This window comes from Haloarcula argentinensis DSM 12282, assembly GCA_000336895.1.
Taxonomy (GTDB): Archaea; Halobacteriota; Halobacteria; order Halobacteriales; family Haloarculaceae; genus Haloarcula; species Haloarcula argentinensis.
The window spans coordinates 238,598-256,393 of sequence record AOLX01000005.1 but is presented as its reverse complement, the minus strand read 5'-3'; the positions used below and the strand labels follow the sequence as shown (position 1 = coordinate 256,393).

Below are 17,796 nucleotides of genomic sequence, written 5' to 3'. Positions count from 1 at the left end.
ATCCAGGAAAAACAAATCTCGGCGGACTGCTACGGGGCTAGCTGTGAGGTCCACACTACCGGCAGTCTCGTGTAGATGGCTGCATTGTCGACGAGCACGTCGACCGGGACGTACTCGTCGGGGGCGTGGACGGTGTCAGTCCCGAGCGCGAACTCGACAGTCGGGACGCCCGCGTTCCGGAGTGTCTTGGCGTCGCCGCCGCCCGTGGCACTCCGTCGGAAGACGCGTTCCCCTGTGACGGTTGCTGCCGTCGACGTGACAGCTTCGACGAGCGGACTGTCGGGCTCCTCGGCAGTCCCGACGCTCCAAGAGACATCAGTAATCGTAATTCCCTCGCAGTCGGCGACACAGGACCGAATCTCCGAGAGCACGTCTGGCGTCTCTACCCCGGCGGTCAGTCGGATATCAATTTCGGCGCGAGCGGACTGTGGAACGCTGTTTATCGCGTCGCCGCCTTCGAGAACGCCGAGGTTTATCGAAGGATACCGGAACAGGTCGCGAGCGATATCCTCGCCCAGTGACGGGGCGTAGTACTCGACCGACTCGTTGACGATCGGCTCCATCGCCGGATCGATATCGAGTCGCCTGGAGCCAAAGCGGTCCCGAAGCGTCTCGACAGCGTCGTAGAGTCGGTCGACCGCGTTGACACCGAGTACGGGTCGAGAGCCGTGAGCCCCCTCGCCGCTGGCTTCGAGCGTCAGCCAGATGCTGCCCCGGTCAGCAACCGTGACGGAGTGACGGCCCGCCTCGCAGGTGGGTTCGCCGATCACGCACGCGTCCGCGGCGAGCTGTCCGGCCTCCAGCAGCGCGGGAAGGCCGGCGTCGCCGCCCACTTCCTCGTCGCTCACGAAGGCAAACAGGAGCGTGACTGGCGGCGTAGCGTCTGTTGCGGCGAAAGCCTGGATAGCAAGCAGCATCGACGCCACGGCCCCTTTCATATCGGTCGCGCCGCGGCCGTACACGCGGTCGTCGACGCGCTCGCCGAGCGGTTCGTGAGTCCACGCGTCGGCCTCGAATCGAACCGTATCGAGGTGCCCGTTGTACAGCAACGTTCGGTCCGACTCACCAGGAATCCTAACGAGAAGGTTCGGCTTCGCTGGGTCGACTGTGAACCGCTCGACATCGACCGGAAGCGGGTCGAGGAACCCCTCTATTTCGGTCACAATCTCACGCGTCTTCCCGGGTGGGTTCGACGTATCGATCGTCAGGAGATCGAGGGCGAGTGTGACCAGTTTTTCGCGGTGGTCTCGAACGTAGGCGGGGGGAGTAGCGTCGCTCATGCGTGGTCATTGCCGTCGAGGATATTTGCTGCCGTCAAGACCATTTTCGAGTGGTCGACGACCAACGACATATCGGCCATATCTTGTAATTAGATCAGTATACGCAAAAGAATTTCGCGAGGAATACAATACTGTGGGCTATTGACTGGTAGGACGCGAGCGCTGAGTGAAACGTCGTACACGACCGTCCGGAAGGTGTCCAAACGAACCGTTGCGAGTTCCCTGGTTTATGAGATGAGGTTTGCTTCCCGTTTCGCCCTAGGTGAGCTTAAGCGCCCGAATCAGGCGTATTCTGCGATAACGGAACGCAGTTGTGCTTCGTCCTGCATTCCGACGAGTCGATCGACCGGTTCCCCGTCAGCAAATAGAAGCAGCGTCGGGACACCCCGGACGCCGTACTCAGCGGCGAGTTCCTGATTCGCGTCGACGTCGATTTTCGCCACTGTCGCAGCGGTCTCGGCGGCGACGGTTTCGACGACGGGTTCAAGCATCTGGCACGGCCCACACCAGTCGGCGTAGAAGTCGACCAGAACCACGTCGTGATCGGTGGTTATGTCGGACAACTCGGCTTTTCCATCGATCGAAACCGGATCGGAGAGGGTTCCTGATTCAGATTCGTCGGTACTATCCGACTCGTCTCGGCTACGAAGCTCGTTCAGTTTTTCTCGTTTGATCTCCTCTAGCTCGTCAGTCATCACTACGATATTCGCACCGGATTCACTTATATATTTGCACACCTCGTACAATACTATTATCTCTGTGAGAGTCTATCCGAGATTCAAGAGTGGAACCTCACCAACTGTGGATCTCCATGCTCGGCGTTCCCGTCGTCCCTTTGCGCAACCTCTAATTGAGCAAGGCCGTTTGACATCGGCTACCGATTAGGCATTAATTGTCTGGTGGAATTTCAGAAGCGTATCCGGCTCAGAAATCGTGCTAGTACTCGCTGCCGACCTAATTTACTAACCATTTTATAGCCATGTCACTTCTGAGGGGCCGGCTAGTAGTCCCCATCCGGCCGACAAGCTACAGTTGTAACATCGACGAGTAGTGACCTTTCTGCTCGATAAATAGTTCAAAACCCACTCCATGTTCCAACAGCGTATCCGAAGAGACTTTGTTCTGTAGGCACAATATAACACACTAATGGCACTCCCAATCGACCCGAGCCAGATCGACCCTGAAGACATCGGCGAACAACAGGCGACGCTCGAAATGAGTCACGAAGACGCGATCGAACACGTGCGGGACGTGTTCACCGACGCCGGATTCGGTGTCCCCGTCGAGTTCTCGCCCTCCGAGATGCTCAACGAGAAGGTCGACGCGGACCGTGATCCGTACTACGTGCTGGGTGCCTGCAACCCAGAAGTCGCTGACCGCGCCCTCGACGCGACAGACAACAAACTCGGTGCGCTCATGGCCTGTAACGTCGTCATCTGGGAGGAAGAGCCCGGACAACAGCGCGTCTATCACGTCTCGATTATGCGTATCGCCCGCCTCGTCGGGATGGCACCCGACAACGTGGAGATGGCAGACATCGTCGCCGACACTGGTGAAATCGTCGACGAGGCGTTCCAGAACCTCTAATATGGGGTATCATACGTTCGATGCCGGCCGGGCCGACAAGCTCGAAGACGCACAGCAACGGTATCGTTCCCTCTCCGCGGAAGAACTCCGCTGGGCGCTGTCGGCCAGTCGTGACGAAACGGTCGCAGACCTCGGGAGCGGGACCGGCTTCTACACTGACGATGTTGCACCGGGCGTCGACCACGTGTACGCCGTAGATATTCAAGAAGCGATGCACGACTACTACCGCGAGAAAGGTGTCCCCGACAACGTCGATCTCGTGACGAGTGGAATCGATGACCTCCCGTTCGATAGCAGTAGTCTCGACGCGGCGTTCTCGACGATGACGTACCACGAGTTCGCCAGCGACGAGGCGCTGAGCGAAATTGCGCGGGTGCTCAAATCTGGTGGGACGCTCGCCATCGCCGATTGGGCGGCTTCCGGCAGTGGTCGCAACGGCCCGCCCGTCGATGAACGGTTTTCCGCTGACGAAGCGACCGACGCACTCCGACAGCACGGGTTCACGGTCGAGTTCGAGGCGGTGCGACCGGAGACGTTCTTGCTTGTTGGGAGTGCTGAATAACGGTCAACACTGAGCACTGGGACCTCTCGGCTTTTCCCTTCCTACGAAAGTCGGTTCGGGAACGGGACTGCTCGTACTGTTGCGCTCGAACGTACTGAGGATCAACTGGCGAACAGCCGCCGCTCCGCACGTTCGTGCTCGGCGGCCAATACGTCTACCAGTGGGGCGAACGGCGTCATCGCATCCACTGCTCCGTCAGAACTCTCCTCGACAACGGCCGTCATCACCGGCTGTAGTTCGTCCAGAATCCGCTGGGCATCCGTGTGGCCGAGCGACAGGAGACGTTGTGCTGCGCCCAGCAGTCCGGTGACGAAGCCGTGACAACACAGCAAGCAGGCTTCGCGGACGGCTACGTCGGCCAGCGCGGTCACAACGCCGAGCACGACGGCGTAGTTCCCGGGTGCTTCGTCGGCGTCGACACGCCCCGCGTACCTGTTCAACACCGTCTCGTCACGCAGTTCCGTCTGAAGCGAGAGCAGTCGAGAGCCGGACTGCTGGGCACTCTCACGAAACTCGGCGGCCAGCGTTACGGCCGAAAGCCGCCGGTCGGCACGGCATATCGCGTCGATATCACCGTCGGTCGCGGCGGCGTGTGCCGCCCGGAGCGCGACGAGTTCGGCAGGGCCGACTTGCCGTCGGAGGTACGTCGACAGGAGCGCTTCGAGGTCCGCTGCGTCTTCGACCCGGTCGTCCTGAATGAACTGCTCCAGTCCGTACGACACTGTGTAGGTCCCGACCGGCAGGAACGAATCCGCGAGGCGGAACGATTCGAGCGTCGCAGCGTCGCTCACTGGTCCCCTCCGTCAATAGTACGGACGCCGTGGTCGTGGGCGTGGCCAGCGCCGCCGTGACTGTGGCCACCGTCGTCATGGGTACCGGTGCCGTCACCGTGGGTGTGGTCAACCTCGTCATCGTCGAACGTCGTCGGTGGTGCGTGCTCGTATCGTGTCGGTACGTCCGCAGGGAGCAGGTCGGCGACCGTGGCTTCCATCCGTTCCTTCGAGTTGGTTACGGGAAACAGGGCCTCTTGCCCGCGGACCGCGAGGTTCCAGTGCTTGTTCCCGACTGCGTGACCGAGTTCCAACGCCGCGGTCGGCGATACCTCGCTGTCGGCGAAATCGAGCACGAGGGCCTCGATTGCGGCCAGTTCGACGACGACGAGAGTGCCGTCCTCGGCTTCCAGCACGTCACCGTCTGCGAGGTCCCGAGCGACCACGATACCGAGGTCCCGGCCAGCTGTCGTCTCAGTGCGGACCCGCGAGCGCTGGCGCTCGGTGTCCGAGAGTACGACAGTGGCGCTGTCAGCCGCTTCGACGGCCTCGGCAAGGGATTCGTCCTCGCGGTGGCCGAGATAGGTGTCTGCGACCAGCATCAGTATTTCCTCCCGGACGGCGCAGGCACGTCCAGTAGCTCAGTGCGCGCGTGGTCCCAGGCCGCGTGAAGCGTTGCCTGAACGGTCTCGGCGCGGTCACCGAGGGCTCGGACCGCGACGCCGGCACCGTTCGGCAACGCTGTCGCACCGGCCCGGGCCTCACCGTCGGCGACGACCGCGTGGAGCGCGTCGCTCAGTTCGGTCTCGTCGTGGTCCGGTGCGAGGACGAACGTCGTCCCGTAGACCGTGAAATCGCCGAGGACGCCGGGTGCTGTGGGGTCCTCGTCCGCGGGCGTCAGGTGCGTCGCGTCCTCGAACAGGAGCCTGTCAGGACCGGTCGCTCGCACGCGGGAGAGGTACCGCTCGAACTCGAAGCGCTCGCCTCTGGCGAGACGGCCCGGGACGACAACGTCGCTGACCACGGCGGTCGCGCCGGGAGCCAGATCGACGGTCAGCTCCTGCAGGTATCTTGAATCTGCGTGGAGAATCGTCGGTTCGGGCACGTAATCCAGATGGCCGTCAGCGCCGACGCTGAGGCTCGTGTCGGCGGCCGCGTAGTTACACGTCATCGTCTGGACCTTCGTCGAACTCTGTGTCGAGACGTGCGCGACGGCCTCGTCCCCGACGGTTATCGACACGTCGTGGCGGTCCCCCTGCGCGACGCCGCCGGTCGGCGATTGGATGAAGACGGTGTCTGCCTCGGGGAGGGGGTCGTGGCCCAGCGTCCCCGAGATGTGGAACGGGACCGTCGCGTAGTCGTGGACCAGGGTCGTTCCCTCAGCCGTTCGCTCGAAGGTCAGTTCGAGCACGCCGTCTTTCCCCGGCGACCCCACGGCGGCCTGTGGCACGGCCTCGGTGGCATACCCCTCGAACGCCGGATGGGGCGCGTCGGCGGCCATCAGGCGAACAGCACCCCGTCGCGGACGTGTGCCAGCACCTCGTCGATGTTCGTCTCGTCCTTGCAGTTGGTGAAGACGACGGGGCCGTCCCGAACCTCATTCGCGTCCCGCTCCATCACGTCGAGGTCGACGCCGACGTGGGGCGCAAGGTCGGTCTTGTTGACGACGAGCAGGTCACAGTCGACGACCCCCGGCCCGCGTTTGCGGGGGATATCTTCCCCCTCCGCGACCGAGATGACGTACAGCGAGTAATCGGCGAGTTCGGGATTGAACGTCGCCGCGAGGTTGTCGCCCCCGCTTTCGACCAGCACCAGATCGAGTTCCGGATGATCGGCGAGGAACGAATCGATCTGCTGGAGGTTCATCGACGGGTCCTCGCGGATGCCTGTGTGTGGACACGCCCCGGTCTCGACGCCGGCGACGAGGTCCTCCGGGACGACCCCGGCGAAGCGCTCGCGGAGCACATCGGCATCCTCCTGTGTGAGGATGTCGTTGGCGATGACACCCACATCAAGCCCCTGGTCGCGTAGTTCGGGGACGAGCGCGGTCAACAGTGAGGTTTTCCCGGAACCGACCGGACCGCCGATACCGACCGTCGCCACGTCGCGATGTGTAAGACTCATTCGTCTGTCCCCGCTGAGTCCCCGCCGTCGGTCGCCGCCTCCGAGTCCGTCGCCTCGTCATCGGCCGATCCGACGCTGTCGGAGCGAATCGGGTCGTGAACCGTGACCAGTTTCGTCCCGTCGGGGAACACTGGTTCGACCTGAATCATGTCTATCATCTCCGGGACGCCGTCCATCACGTCCTCGTGGCCGAGCAGTTTCGACGCGCCGGAGCGGATTTCGGCGACCGACTGACCGTCCCGGCCCCGCTCGATGCACCAGTCACTGATGTAAGCGACAGCTTCGGGGTGGTTCAGCGGGACACCGCGTTCCTTGCGGCGTCGCGCGACCTCTGCGGCGGTAAAGACCGTGAGTCGCTCCTGTTCTTTGGCTGTGAGTTTCATAGCAGGTATCGCTGCGCGAGTGGGAGTTCAGAAGACGGTTCGCAGGTGACGTGGTCGCCGTCGACCCGGACCTCGAATGTCTCCGGGTCCACCTCGATGTCGTCCGGACAGTAGCTATTGTGCACCATGTCGTCCTTGCCCGGCGTCCGAGCACCCTCGATTGGAACGACACGGGAGTCGAGTCCGTACTTCTCGTCGATATCGGCTTCGGCGGCCGCTGGAGAGACGAACGACATCGAAAGGGCGTGCTTGGCCTTGCCGACCGCACCAGCGCGTTCGCGCTGGAGAATCGGCTCGCAGGTCATCAGCGACCCGTTGGCTTCGCCCATCTCCGAGTGGATCGGGAAGCCCCCTTTGAACGTCATCGCCGGCTTGACGCCGAAGAACGCGGGGTCCCACAGGCAGATGTCGGCGAGTTTGCCCGGTTCGAGCGTCCCGACGTGGTCTTCGATGCCGGCGCTGATAGCAGGATTGACGGTGTACTTGGCGATGTAGCGCTTGATGCGGTGGTTGTCCGCGCCGGTCCCTTCGTCCTCGGGCAGCGGGCCACGCTGGGACTTCATCTTCGAAGCCGTCTGCCACGTCCGGGGGATGACTTCGGCCATCCGGCCCATCGCCTGGGAGTCCGAGGTCATCATCGAGATCGCGCCCATGTCGTGGAGCACGTCCTCGGCGGCGATGGTCTCCGCGCGAACGCGGGATTCGGCGAAGGCCACGTCCTCCGGCACGTCGGGGTTGAGGTGGTGACACACCATCACCATGTCCAGATGCTCGTCGAACGTGTTGTCGGTGTAGGGCATCGACGGGTTCGTCGACGACGGGAGCATATTCGGCTCGCCGACCATCTCCATGATGTCCGGTGCGTGGCCCCCGCCTGCCCCCTCGATGTGGAACAGGTGCATGGTTCGACCATCGACGGCACCGAAGGTGTTCTCGAGGAACCCGGCTTCGTTCAGCGTATCTGTGTGCATGCACACCTGCACGTCCTCGTCTTCGGCGACTTCGAGACAGGTGTCGATCGTCTCCGGCGTCGACCCCCAGTCCTCGTGGAGTTTCAGCCCGCAGGCACCGGCCCTGACCTGCTCGCGGAGCGGGCCGGGGTCGGAGGCGTTCCCCTTTCCGTAGAAGCCGACGTTGACCGGCCACGCCTCAGCGGCCTGCAGGAAGCGCTTGACGTTCTCTGGCCCGGTCGTGCAGGTGGTCGCGCCACCGCCGTACCCGCCACCGAGCATCGTCGTGATGCCANGGCCACGCCTCAGCGGCCTGCAGGAAGCGCTTGACGTTCTCTGGCCCGGTCGTGCAGGTGGTCGCGCCACCGCCGTACCCGCCACCGAGCATCGTCGTGATGCCGCCCGAGAGCGCGTGTTCGTGAAGCTGTGCGGAGTTGAAGTGGATGTGGATGTCGAGGCCGCCAGCGGTGGCGATCTTCCCCTCGGCTGGATACACGTCCGTCGATGGGCCAACGACCATGTCGACGCCGTCCATCGTGTCGGGGTTGCCAGCCTTCCCGATGCCGGCGATTTCCCCGTTGCGAATCCCGATGTCGGCGGCGACGATACCCAGTATCGGATCGATGATCGTCGCGTTCGTCAGCACCCAGTCGAGCGCGCCCTCTGCCTGTGTGACGCCGGGAGCCATTCCCAGCCCGTCCCGGAGCGTCTTCCCGCCGCCGAACACCGCCTCGTCACCGTGAGTGCGCAGGTCCTCTTCGACTTCGGCGAACAGCTCCGTGTCGCCCAGTCGGATCTTGTCGCCCGTCGTCGGCCCGTACAGCTCGGCGTAGTTCTCGCGGTCGATGTCGCGTGTCATTGGTCGGACTCCGCGTCGCCGTCCGCTGCTTCCTCGCCGGTATCCCCGAACCCTGCTGCACGCATGCGTTCGATAGCGTTGCTCGTATCGCCGTCGACGCTCCCGTTGACCAATCCGTTCATTCCATGAGCGCGGCGCTTCCCGCCGATTTCGACGAGTTCGACTGTCTGCTCGTCGCCGGGTTCGAACCGGACGGCCGTGCCGGCTGGGATGTTCAGCCGCATCCCCATGGCCGCCTCGCGGTCGAACTCCAGGGCCGCGTTGGCCTCGAAGAAGTGGAAGTGCGATCCGACTTGCGAGGGCCTATCGCCGGTGTTCCCGACAGTCACTTCCGTCGTTTCCCGACCTTCGTTCAGCGACACTGCCCCCTCGCCCGGGATGACCTCGCCAGGCACGAGTCCGTCACTCATCGCGCCACCATCCCGAGAATTTCTGACTGTTTGTCTATCATCTGCCCACCTCTTTGAATACACATATTAAAATGATTGCTCTCTGCGCAAGTGACGCCTCTATATCGAGAATCGGATTAAATGCTAAAGTTTCAGACCTACATAAAGGGGTTCGACTATTGAACTGTCCTACTTCCGGGAGTCAACACGACTCACGTCCAGTCTGTCGGCAGTGTCGACGGGGGCTGCTCCTGTGACGCGGGCGAGAATATAACGGGTGATCTGCGGACTGAGAGCGCAAAACTCGCCGACAGCGGCGAGCCAAGTCGATGTGACAAGATTACTATCATAACCTCTGCTTTTGCCGCATCGACCAATTAGGAAACAAAATTACGGAAAAATCTAAATATTCTGGTTAATACTATCGGCTCAGATGATTATTCGTCATATCCTTTGACGACCTTATACTGTCAAGACTGTGTGGTGGACAATATAAGATAAAAGTGGCAAACCTTATTTACCACCTCCCGGACGTCAACATTGTGAACGAAATCATGGACGAATGTCTGGATATAGTGAATAAAGAACGAAATATGGCCAATCATGATAGACACAACAGCCATAGCAAATACATCGTATCGGAGGTGAAAGCATGACTCGGTCCCCTCTCAGTCGCCGGCAGTTCCTCGGCGCGAGCGGGGCCGCACTCGTCACCGGCCTCGCCGGCTGTTCCGCCGGCGAAGGCGGGACCTCGACGGACACCGCGAGCAGCACCGACACCCTCAAAATCGGGGTGCTGGAGGACCAGTCCGGGAACTTCGCCCTCGTCGGCGACCCGAAGGCAAAGGCGTCGATGCTCGCTATCGAGGAAATCAACGCCAACGGCGGCATCGATGGGATGCAGATCGAAACGTTCCAACGTGACCCACAATCTGACAATCAGCGCTATCAGGAGCTTACCCGCACGGCGATCAACGAGGAGAGCGTCGACGCGCTATGGGCCGGCTACTCCTCGGCGACCCGAGAGGCTATCCGCCCGATAATTGACCGTAACGAACAGCTCTATTTCTACACCACGCAGTACGAGGGCGGCGTCTGCGACGAGTTCACCTTCGCAGTCGGCCCCACCGCCCGACAGCAACTCGGCATCGTTCTCCCCTATCTGGTTGAGGAGTTCGGCCCGGACATCTACACTATCGCGGCCGACTACAACTTCGGCCAGCTCTCCGCGGACTGGGTAAAGGTGCTGGCAAACGAAAACGACGCGAACGTCCTCGGTGAGGAGTTCATCCCGCTCAGCGAATCCTCTTTCGGCTCAACGATCAACAGGATTCAGGAGGCGGACCCGGACTTCGTCATGTCGATGCTTGTCGGGGCGAACCACACGTCGTTCTACGAACAGAAGGCCTCGGCCGGCCTCGACGTGCCAATCGGCACCTCGACGGCGATGGCACAGGGGTACGAACACCGGCGGCTCGACGCCCCGGCGATGGCCAACATCTACGCGGGTGTCAACTACATGGAGGAGGTACCGACCGACAGCAACACGGGCGACGGCGGCTTCGTCGACCGTTACTTCGAGATGTATCCCGACGCGCCATACCTCAACGAGGAGGCCGAGACCAACTACTTCTCGACGTACATGTATAAGAAAGCCGTTGAGCAGGCCGGGACCACCGAACAGCCGGAAGTCGTCGACGCCTTGGAGTCGGGCATCGAACTCGGCACCGAGGAGGCACCCGAAGCACCGGATGGTGAGACGATCCGCCTCGACGGCGCGACCCACCACGTCGACCACCACATGTGGATCATGCGCGCCGACGACGAGCACAATATCGAAGCCGTCGAGAATCGCCAGATCCCGGAGACGTTCCTCTCGGAGACGGCCGGCTGTAACCTCCCCGAGAATCCGGAACAGACCCAGTACACCCCGGTGGACTACTACGAGGAGGCCGAGTAGGGATGGTAAACGGGATCAACCTCGCGCTTCAGTTCCTTGATAGCTTCGCGTTCATCGTGCTCGCCGCGGCGGGGTTGGCCATCATCTTCGGGATCATGGGCGTCATCAATCTGGCACACGGGGAATTCATCCTCATCGGTGCCTACACCGCGACGCTGGCCGTGACGCAACTCGGCCTCCCGCTCGTGGTGGCGATGGTCGTCGGCGGTCTGGTCACCGGCCTCTTCGGGATTCTGACCGAGCGGGTGATTATCTCCGGAGCTTGGCCCAATTACATCAGTCAACGGACGCTGGGCCGGGATGTCATCGACCCCCTGTACGACCGTCTGGCCGATTCGATGGTCGCCACGTTCGGGCTCAGCCTGATACTGACCCAGGGGGCCCGAATCCGCTTTGGCAACTCCATCGACCAGATAGCCACGCCGTTCGGCGCAATCTCGTACGGGGCGTTCTCATACTCGACGTACCGGATCGTTCTGGCCGGCGTCAGCATCGGGCTGCTTCTGGCTACCTACTACCTGTTCACCCGGACCGATTTCGGGATGCGCGCCCGGGCGACGATACAGGACAAGGAAACGGCACAGGCCATGGGCGTCAACACCGACCGGATGTACATGCTGACGTTCGGCATCGGCTCGGCGCTGGCCGGGCTGACCGGCGCGCTGTTTGCGCCAGTCATCTCGATGCAGCCGACGCTGGGCGACCAGTTCCTGGTCGAGGCGTTCGTCGCCGTCGTCGTCGGGGGCCCAAGCGTCGTCCTCGGAACCGCGCTGTCGGGGGGCGTCCTCGGGGCAATTCTGGCCACGTTCTCGAACCTTTACGGGACGTTCATCGGTCGCATCGCGCTGCTCGTCGCCGCACTCATAGCGCTCCGGTTCCTTCCCGACGGCATCACCGGGTTCATCGAACAACTGCGGCAACGGAGACAGGAGAGCGACTAGATGTCGAGAAACAGCGCAAACGGCGGGGCGAACAGGTCGCTCCCGAGTCGGCTCCGAAGCCGGTTCGAGGGGCCAAACACTATCGGGGAATCGCGCGGATTCTGGGTCGGCTTCGCCGTCGCCGTGGCGGTGCTCGTCGTCTACCCAGTTTTCGGTGACGGCTCACAGCTGTCGCTGTTCATGGTGCTGGCTCTGCTGGGGCTTTCGTTGTCAGTCGTCTGGGGCTACTCGGGCGTGCTGAGCTTCGGGCAGGTCGTCTTCTTCGGCATCGGGGCCTACACGTTCGGTGTCGTCTCGATCAACTATGCGACTCCGGGCGGTATCACGGCCGCTGTCGTCGCCGGTATCGTCGGCGGTGGCCTCAGCGCGGCGATACTGGGCTACTTCATGTTCTACGGCGGGGTGCGGGACGTTTACGTGACCATCATCACGCTCGTCTCGACGATCGTCATGCACACGTTCATGGCTCAGACTGCCGGGTCCGAGTGGGCCATCGGCGAGGCGGCACTGGGCGGGTTCAACGGGATGCCGGACATCCCGCTACTGACGCTCGGCATCGAAGGTGCCTCCTACCAGTTCATCTACAACCCGTTCCCGATGCGGGTCATTGGTATCGGGGCGTTCGAGATCAGCCCGTTCTACTACCTCGTCCTCCTCCTGCTGATCGGGACGTATCTCGGACTGCGTATCCTCGTTAACTCGGACTACGGCCGCGTGATGGTCGCCGTCCGCGAGGACGAGGATCGCACCGAGATGTTCGGCTACAACGTGACCCGCGTCAAGTTCGTCGTGTTCACGCTCGGAGGTGCGCTGGCGGGCCTGTCCGGCGTTCTGTACGCCGCACGGAACGTCTACATCGATCCAACCGTGTTCTCGCTACTGTTCGCGACGCTGCCGGTCATCTGGGTGAGTATCGGCGGCAGAAAGAGTTTGCTCGGGGCCGTCGTTGCAACGCTCGCCGTCGAATACCTCCGCATCTCGATGGCCGGAGAGCTGGCGCTGGTCCTGCTTGGCACCCTATTGCTGGTGACGATTCTGGTCCTTCCGAGTGGCTTCGTTCCGTGGCTCCACGAGCAGCTTGTCGAAACTCGACTCGGCCCGGGCGAAGCCGGCGGGGCTGACGCACCCGACGCGTCGAGTGAGGTGAGTGACTAATGAGTGATACTGAAACCGAATCCGAGGTCGATTCGCTCGGACCGAACGTCCGACAGACCGCTGCGGAACTGGCAACGGGAGACAGAACGGAGACGCTGCTGCAGACCGACGGGCTGGTCAAGCAGTTCGGCGGATTCACTGCCACCGACGACGTGGACTTCTCGGTCGCCGAGGGGGAGCTACGCTGTCTCATCGGCCCCAACGGCGCTGGCAAGTCAACGTTACTGAACCTGATTACCGGGTCCTACGAGGCGAGCGATGGCAGTATCTACTACAACGGCCACGACATCACTGACCTCGACCCGCACGAGCGGGTCTCTCGTGGTATCAGTATGAAATTCCAGGTTCCGTCCGTCTACGGCGACCTGAGCGTCAGAGAGAACGTCAGGCTCCCCGTCCAGCAGTTCGCCGACGGGGAGGAGCGACGGCGACTGGTCGCCGAGGCTATCGAGGCTGCGGGGCTCACCGGCTACGAGGACGTCGATGCCGGGCAGCTCTCACACGGGCAGCAACAGCAACTGGAAATCGGGATGGCCGCCGCGCTGGAACCCGACCTCCTGCTACTGGACGAGCCGGTCGCCGGCCTTGACGTGGCCGAACGGGAAGCCATCGCCGAGCGAATCACGCGGCTCAACGAGGAGCAAGGGATCGCCTTCGTCGTCATCGAGCATGACACCGACTTCGTCGCGAGCATCGCCGAAGAAGTGACTGTCCTGCACAACGGCGAGGTGTTCCGCGAAGGGCCGATCGAGGAGATAGAGTCGGACCCCGAGGTCCAGCGGATATATCTGGGGGGTGAGTCGTGATGCTCGAACTCGACGGTGTCACCGCTGCCTACGACACGACACCGATACTGCGGGACGTGGACCTCTCCGTCGAAGACGGAGAAATCGTCGGCGTGATGGGGAAAAACGGCGTTGGCAAGACGACGCTCCTGAAGACGGTGATGGGATTGCTGGAGCCCAGCGAGGGGAGCATCAGCTACGACGGCACTGATGTGACCCACGCGAGTGCCGACGAGCGCGCCCGGGCCGGTATTGGCTACATCCCGCAGGGCCGCGACGTGTTCCCCAAACTAACCGTCGAGCAGAACATCAAGATGGGCGAGACTATCAGGTCCGAAAGCGACGAGACGCTGTACGACCAGATATACGATTACTTCCCGGTTCTGGAAGAACGGGCCAGCCAGGAAGCCGGGACGCTCTCGGGCGGGCAACAGCAGATGCTCGCCATCGGTCGTGCACTGGTCTCGAACCCTGACCTCCTCTTGCTCGATGAACCGTCTGAGGGCATCCAGCCCTCTATTGTTGACCAGATCAGTCAGGACATGCAGACGATCAACGACGACCTCGGGACGACGATTCTGTTTGTCGAGCAGAACCTCGGTGTCATCCGCGAGATGGCCGACCGCTGTTACGCGATGGAGCGTGGCACAGTCGTTGACGAACTCGGCCCGTCGACGATTGCCGACGAGGACGCAATCGCGGAGTACCTCGCGGTCTGAGGCGGGCTGTCATCGCAGTTTTTCGACGCCGTCGCCAGCGACAGGCGGTCGCCGTTGAAACGACGGACGGCAGTTCGGACAGATACTGGACTGTCGGCTAGCTAACTTCTTCATAATTACACGCTAGCAGCCGAATCAACAGGAACTTGAGTACCCACTGAACAGACCTGTACACGAATGTCCGATCGTGACTCATGGATATCGAATCTCGGCTTTGTGCTTGCCGCCGTCGGCGGTGCGGCGGGCCTCGGGAACATCTGGCGGTTCCCGTGGCTGACCGCCGGGAACGGTGGCAGCGCGTTCCTCCTCGTGTACCTGCTGGTCGTCGTCGGCATCGGCGTCCCGGGGCTGCTCGCTGAGTTCGTCCTCGGACGCCGTGGTCGACAGACACCAACTGCAGCGTTGCGCTCGCTCACGGGCTCCCGCTGGGGATCGTGGCTGGGTGCGTTCAACGTCCTGACGACCCTCGTCATCCTCTCGTTCTACTCCGTCGTCGGCGGGTGGATCCTTCGCTACACGCTGGTCTCACCGGTCGGGGCGTACTTCGGGCAGCCCCAGCAGTACTTCGGGGCGATGAGCTTCGGGCTCGAAGCGGTCGCCTTTCACCTGCTGTTCCTCGGTATCGTCGCCGCGATTGTCTTCTTCGGCGTGAGCCACGGCATCGAACGCGTCTCGAAGGTGATGCTGCCTGGCGTCGTACTAATCCTGCTCGGCCTCGCGGTATGGACGGCCACCCAGCCGGGTACGGCCGCCGGCTACGCGTTCTATCTCAGCTTCGACGCCGACTATCTCGCTGCCAACTTCCTGAGCGTTATCGGGCCAGCGGCGGGCCAGGCGCTGTTCACTCTCTCGCTTGGCGCTGGGGTAATGCTGACGTACGCCTCGTATCTCGACGACAACGCATCCCTTCCGCGAGATACGCTGGTCATCGCTGTCTCGAACACGTTCATCGGTGTCCTCGCCGGCTTGGTCGTCATTCCGCTGCTGTTTTCGCAGGGTGTCGACCCCGGGCAGGGCGGCCCCGGTGCGCTGTTCGTCGCGCTCGCGACGGCATTCGCGACGCTTCCGGGCGGGGAACTCGTCGCGACGGCGTTCTTTGCGACCGTTTTGATGGCCGCGGTGACCAGCGGTATCAGCCTGCTCGAAACGCCGGTCGCCACACTCGTCGACAGTTTCGGCGTCCCGCGACGCCGTGCAACGGTGCTGGTCACGGTCCTGCTTGCGGCCACTGGGAGCGGGCTGGCACTCACGAGCCCGGTGTTCCAGTTTGTTTCCGGCACGCTCGCAGATCTCATGCTGACCGTCGGCCTGTTCGCATTCACTGTCATCGTGGGCTGGCTGCTCCGTGGGGAAGCGCTGGCGGAGTTCCGTGCTGGAACCGATCGCTTCGAATGGGTAGCCAGACCGTGGCTACTGACCGTTGGCTGGGTTCTCCCCGTCGTCGTGCTGTTCCTGTTGACGAACACGCTCGCGTCGCTCGCTGGAATATCGCTGGGGCTCGGCGGCCGAGCACTTATTGCTGTGGTCGGCACTGTTGCCCTTGCTGTCGCAGTTACGAGCGGAAGCTGGGGCGACCGACTGAGTTCGAGCTAAGTACGCCCGTCTTGATTCTGCTGATGTTCTGAGCACGTCTTCACCGAGAGGGCTTTCTTTTCCACTTTGGCTTCCTGCACATCGTTCGACAGCGACTCCCGTATGCAGTGCAATAATTCCTAAATCCGGTATTGTCGCCATACCCGCGGAAATGCATCCCGTCGGTGATCGCGCCGGGTTTTTTCTTTGTGCACCCTGTTCATGATCGTATGAAACTTTACGAGAATGTTTCGGTTGGCGACGTGCGACAATCCGATGGATACACCGTGTCGAAATCCGAAATCGTCGAATTCGGTGAGAAGTACGACCCGCAGCCGTTCCACACTGATGAGGAGGCAGCGAAGGACTCAGTCTTTGGCGGACTCGTCGCCTCTGGGTGGCAGACCGCCGCGATCTGTATGCGTCTCAACGTCGAGAACAGCGAGGACATGGCAACACAGGCCGGCGTCGGCGTCGACAATCTCCGCTGGCATCAGCCACTCCACCCCGGTGACACGCTACGATTACGAACCGAAATCATCGAGAAGCGGCCCTCCGACAGTGACCCGAGCCGGGGGTATCTCACCGCCCGCCACGAAGGACTGAACCAGGACGACGAACTGGTTATTTCATATGAGGCAACAGCCATGATCCGCCGCGAGACCGACGAGTGACGACACACGCAAGCCGTCTGCACTCCCTGCGTAACTCGTTGAACGGGCGGCGTCCATTGGCATCGACATAATCGCACCTGATTCGATAACATCTCTACGAAAACAACTCTCGATATGGCTGTCTGTCGATGAATATACTCTCTCATATCTATCTGCTGGCCATATACAGAGACTTAGATATAAATATACGTCCGTGAAATATCAAAGCAGATCATATCCGGATACCACTTATATGGAACTACCTCTCCACATCTCCTAGCACTTAGCCGAAGTCCGTCTATGTTCGGGCAGGCGTCCGCGTTCGTTACTGCCAGCCGAGTTCAACAGCCGAGCCGCTGTCTCGACAGCGTTCGAGTTCGTGTTTGGCAGTCATGCCTGCGGTTTGGGCGGTGCGTGCCCGACCGACGCCGACCTTCAGGTCCACGTCTACGGTATCTCGGACGTGGGTGATCGTATCCTGATATGCCGATGCGTCCATCTCCGAACAGACGGCAATGACGTTGTCGCCGCCGACAAAGAAGGCCAGCGACTCATGCGCTTCCCGGAGATATCGCATCAGTTCTGCGTAGCCCTGCTCGATGTGAATGAACGTATCGAACTCATTGAGGCGGTCAGTGTACTTGCCCGTGGCGTCGTTGACATCGAAATGCGCAATCTGAACGTCATCGTCACTTCGACTGGTAGCGGGATCCCCTTGGAGGACTTCCCGGCGGGTGCTGTCCTGAGCGCTTCCGGTATCCTGGAGCCGACGGGAGGCGATACCTAGGGCTTGGACGGGCGAGGAATTGGCTTCAAGACTCATACTTACCGTCACCGGATAGCGGTTGCCTAACGACTCTTGGATCCGGATGTGGTCGGCCGCATCGAGGCCGTTTGTGACGGCGACCATGTTGTCGAACCTGCCGAAGAAGGCGTACCCGTCAATGGTGCCGACCAGCTGGGCCACATCAGCGAACAGACGGGACTGCAGCGTCTGGAGGTCAACCTCGCGGCGCGGCTCAGGGGTCGTCGTCCACGGGCCATAGTTGTCTATCTGAATTAGAGTGACCTGCGTGTTTGTCACATAGGTATTCAGGAACTGACCTA

Annotated in this window: 18 protein-coding genes and 2 pseudogenes; 9 read left to right on the top strand and 11 right to left on the bottom strand. The window is 61.8% G+C overall.

Annotation, left to right across the window (positions count from 1 at the left end; translation table 11 throughout):
* Positions 1-29: 29 nt before the first annotated feature.
* Both C443_RS01865 and trxA read right to left on the bottom strand, forming a co-directional pair.
* The gene (locus tag C443_RS01865) at positions 30-1,280 is read right to left on the bottom strand and encodes a M20 family metallopeptidase (protein ID WP_005533245.1); all 1,251 of its coding nucleotides are present in this window, start codon (positions 1,278-1,280) and stop codon (positions 30-32) included.
* Between the two features lie 281 nt (positions 1,281-1,561).
* Entirely contained in the window at positions 1,562-1,975 is a 414-nt protein-coding gene (trxA, locus tag C443_RS01860) for a thioredoxin (RefSeq protein ID WP_005533244.1), read from the bottom strand.
* A gap of 451 nt (positions 1,976-2,426) precedes the next feature.
* Here trxA and C443_RS01855 point away from each other — a divergent pair, with 451 nt between their 5' ends.
* Both C443_RS01855 and C443_RS01850 read left to right on the top strand, forming a co-directional pair.
* Positions 2,427-2,867, top strand: a complete 441-nt coding sequence (locus tag C443_RS01855; RefSeq protein ID WP_005533243.1) for a DUF302 domain-containing protein — start codon at positions 2,427-2,429, stop codon at positions 2,865-2,867.
* Between the two features lies 1 nt (position 2,868).
* On the top strand, positions 2,869-3,429 hold the full coding sequence (locus C443_RS01850; RefSeq protein WP_005533242.1) for a class I SAM-dependent methyltransferase: 561 nt from the start codon (positions 2,869-2,871) through the stop codon (positions 3,427-3,429).
* Positions 3,430-3,530: 101 nt separating this feature from the next.
* Here the strand turns inward: C443_RS01850 and C443_RS01845 are convergent, their stop codons facing one another.
* The 8 genes and pseudogenes from C443_RS01845 to C443_RS01810 form a co-directional block, all read right to left on the bottom strand.
* Positions 3,531-4,220 (bottom strand): urease accessory protein UreF, encoded by a 690-nt coding sequence (locus tag C443_RS01845; RefSeq protein WP_005533241.1) that lies wholly within the window; start codon positions 4,218-4,220, stop codon positions 3,531-3,533.
* Positions 4,217-4,801: an urease accessory protein UreE gene (locus C443_RS01840; RefSeq protein WP_005533240.1), complete on the bottom strand. Its 585-nt coding sequence runs from the start codon at positions 4,799-4,801 to the stop codon at positions 4,217-4,219. The genes C443_RS01845 and C443_RS01840 overlap by 4 nt, the downstream gene beginning before the upstream one ends.
* Positions 4,801-5,700 (bottom strand): urease accessory protein UreD, encoded by a 900-nt coding sequence (gene ureD / locus C443_RS01835; RefSeq protein ID WP_005533239.1) that lies wholly within the window; start codon positions 5,698-5,700, stop codon positions 4,801-4,803. The genes C443_RS01840 and ureD overlap by 1 nt, the downstream gene beginning before the upstream one ends.
* The gene (ureG, locus tag C443_RS01830; protein ID WP_005533238.1) at positions 5,700-6,323 is read right to left on the bottom strand and encodes an urease accessory protein UreG; all 624 of its coding nucleotides are present in this window, start codon (positions 6,321-6,323) and stop codon (positions 5,700-5,702) included. Before ureG ends, ureD begins: the two co-directional genes overlap by 1 nt.
* Positions 6,320-6,706, bottom strand: coding sequence for an urease subunit gamma (locus tag C443_RS01825; RefSeq protein WP_005533237.1), 387 nt, complete (start codon positions 6,704-6,706; stop codon positions 6,320-6,322). The genes ureG and C443_RS01825 overlap by 4 nt, the downstream gene beginning before the upstream one ends.
* A pseudogene (locus tag C443_RS01820) lies at positions 6,703-7,893 on the bottom strand (urease subunit alpha); the annotation flags it as partial. The gene C443_RS01825 and the pseudogene C443_RS01820, both read right to left, overlap by 4 nt.
* A 73-nt stretch (positions 7,894-7,966) precedes the next feature.
* Positions 7,967-8,515, bottom strand: a pseudogene (gene ureC, locus C443_RS01815) (urease subunit alpha); the annotation flags it as partial.
* Positions 8,512-8,925 (bottom strand): urease subunit beta, encoded by a 414-nt coding sequence (locus C443_RS01810; protein ID WP_005533235.1) that lies wholly within the window; start codon positions 8,923-8,925, stop codon positions 8,512-8,514. The pseudogene ureC and the gene C443_RS01810, both read right to left, overlap by 4 nt.
* 631 nt (positions 8,926-9,556) lie before the next feature.
* Between C443_RS01810 and C443_RS01805 the strand changes: the two genes are divergently transcribed.
* From C443_RS01805 to C443_RS01775, 7 genes are all read left to right on the top strand, one after another.
* Complete coding sequence (locus C443_RS01805) at positions 9,557-10,864, top strand: urea ABC transporter substrate-binding protein (RefSeq protein WP_005533232.1); 1,308 nt, start codon at positions 9,557-9,559, stop codon at positions 10,862-10,864.
* Positions 10,865-10,866: 2 nt separating this feature from the next.
* Positions 10,867-11,805, top strand: coding sequence for an urea ABC transporter, permease protein UrtB (gene urtB / locus C443_RS01800; RefSeq protein ID WP_005533229.1), 939 nt, complete (start codon positions 10,867-10,869; stop codon positions 11,803-11,805).
* Positions 11,806-12,960, top strand: coding sequence for an urea ABC transporter, permease protein UrtC (gene urtC, locus C443_RS01795; RefSeq protein WP_005533228.1), 1,155 nt, complete (start codon positions 11,806-11,808; stop codon positions 12,958-12,960).
* Positions 12,960-13,766: an ABC transporter ATP-binding protein gene (locus C443_RS01790; protein ID WP_005533226.1), complete on the top strand. Its 807-nt coding sequence runs from the start codon at positions 12,960-12,962 to the stop codon at positions 13,764-13,766. Before urtC ends, C443_RS01790 begins: the two co-directional genes overlap by 1 nt.
* Positions 13,766-14,464 (top strand): ABC transporter ATP-binding protein, encoded by a 699-nt coding sequence (locus tag C443_RS01785; RefSeq protein WP_005533224.1) that lies wholly within the window; start codon positions 13,766-13,768, stop codon positions 14,462-14,464. Before C443_RS01790 ends, C443_RS01785 begins: the two co-directional genes overlap by 1 nt.
* Before the next feature lie 177 nt (positions 14,465-14,641).
* A complete protein-coding gene (locus C443_RS01780) occupies positions 14,642-16,057 on the top strand; it encodes a sodium-dependent transporter (RefSeq protein WP_005533222.1) in 1,416 nt (471 codons plus the stop codon).
* Between the two features lie 209 nt (positions 16,058-16,266).
* Entirely contained in the window at positions 16,267-16,710 is a 444-nt protein-coding gene (locus tag C443_RS01775; protein WP_005533220.1) for a MaoC family dehydratase, read from the top strand.
* Between the two features lie 304 nt (positions 16,711-17,014).
* Here C443_RS01775 and C443_RS01770 read toward each other — a convergent pair whose 3' ends face one another.
* The gene (locus C443_RS01770) at positions 17,015-17,773 is read right to left on the bottom strand and encodes a GTP cyclohydrolase III (RefSeq protein WP_005533217.1); all 759 of its coding nucleotides are present in this window, start codon (positions 17,771-17,773) and stop codon (positions 17,015-17,017) included.
* Positions 17,774-17,796 lie beyond the last annotated feature (23 nt).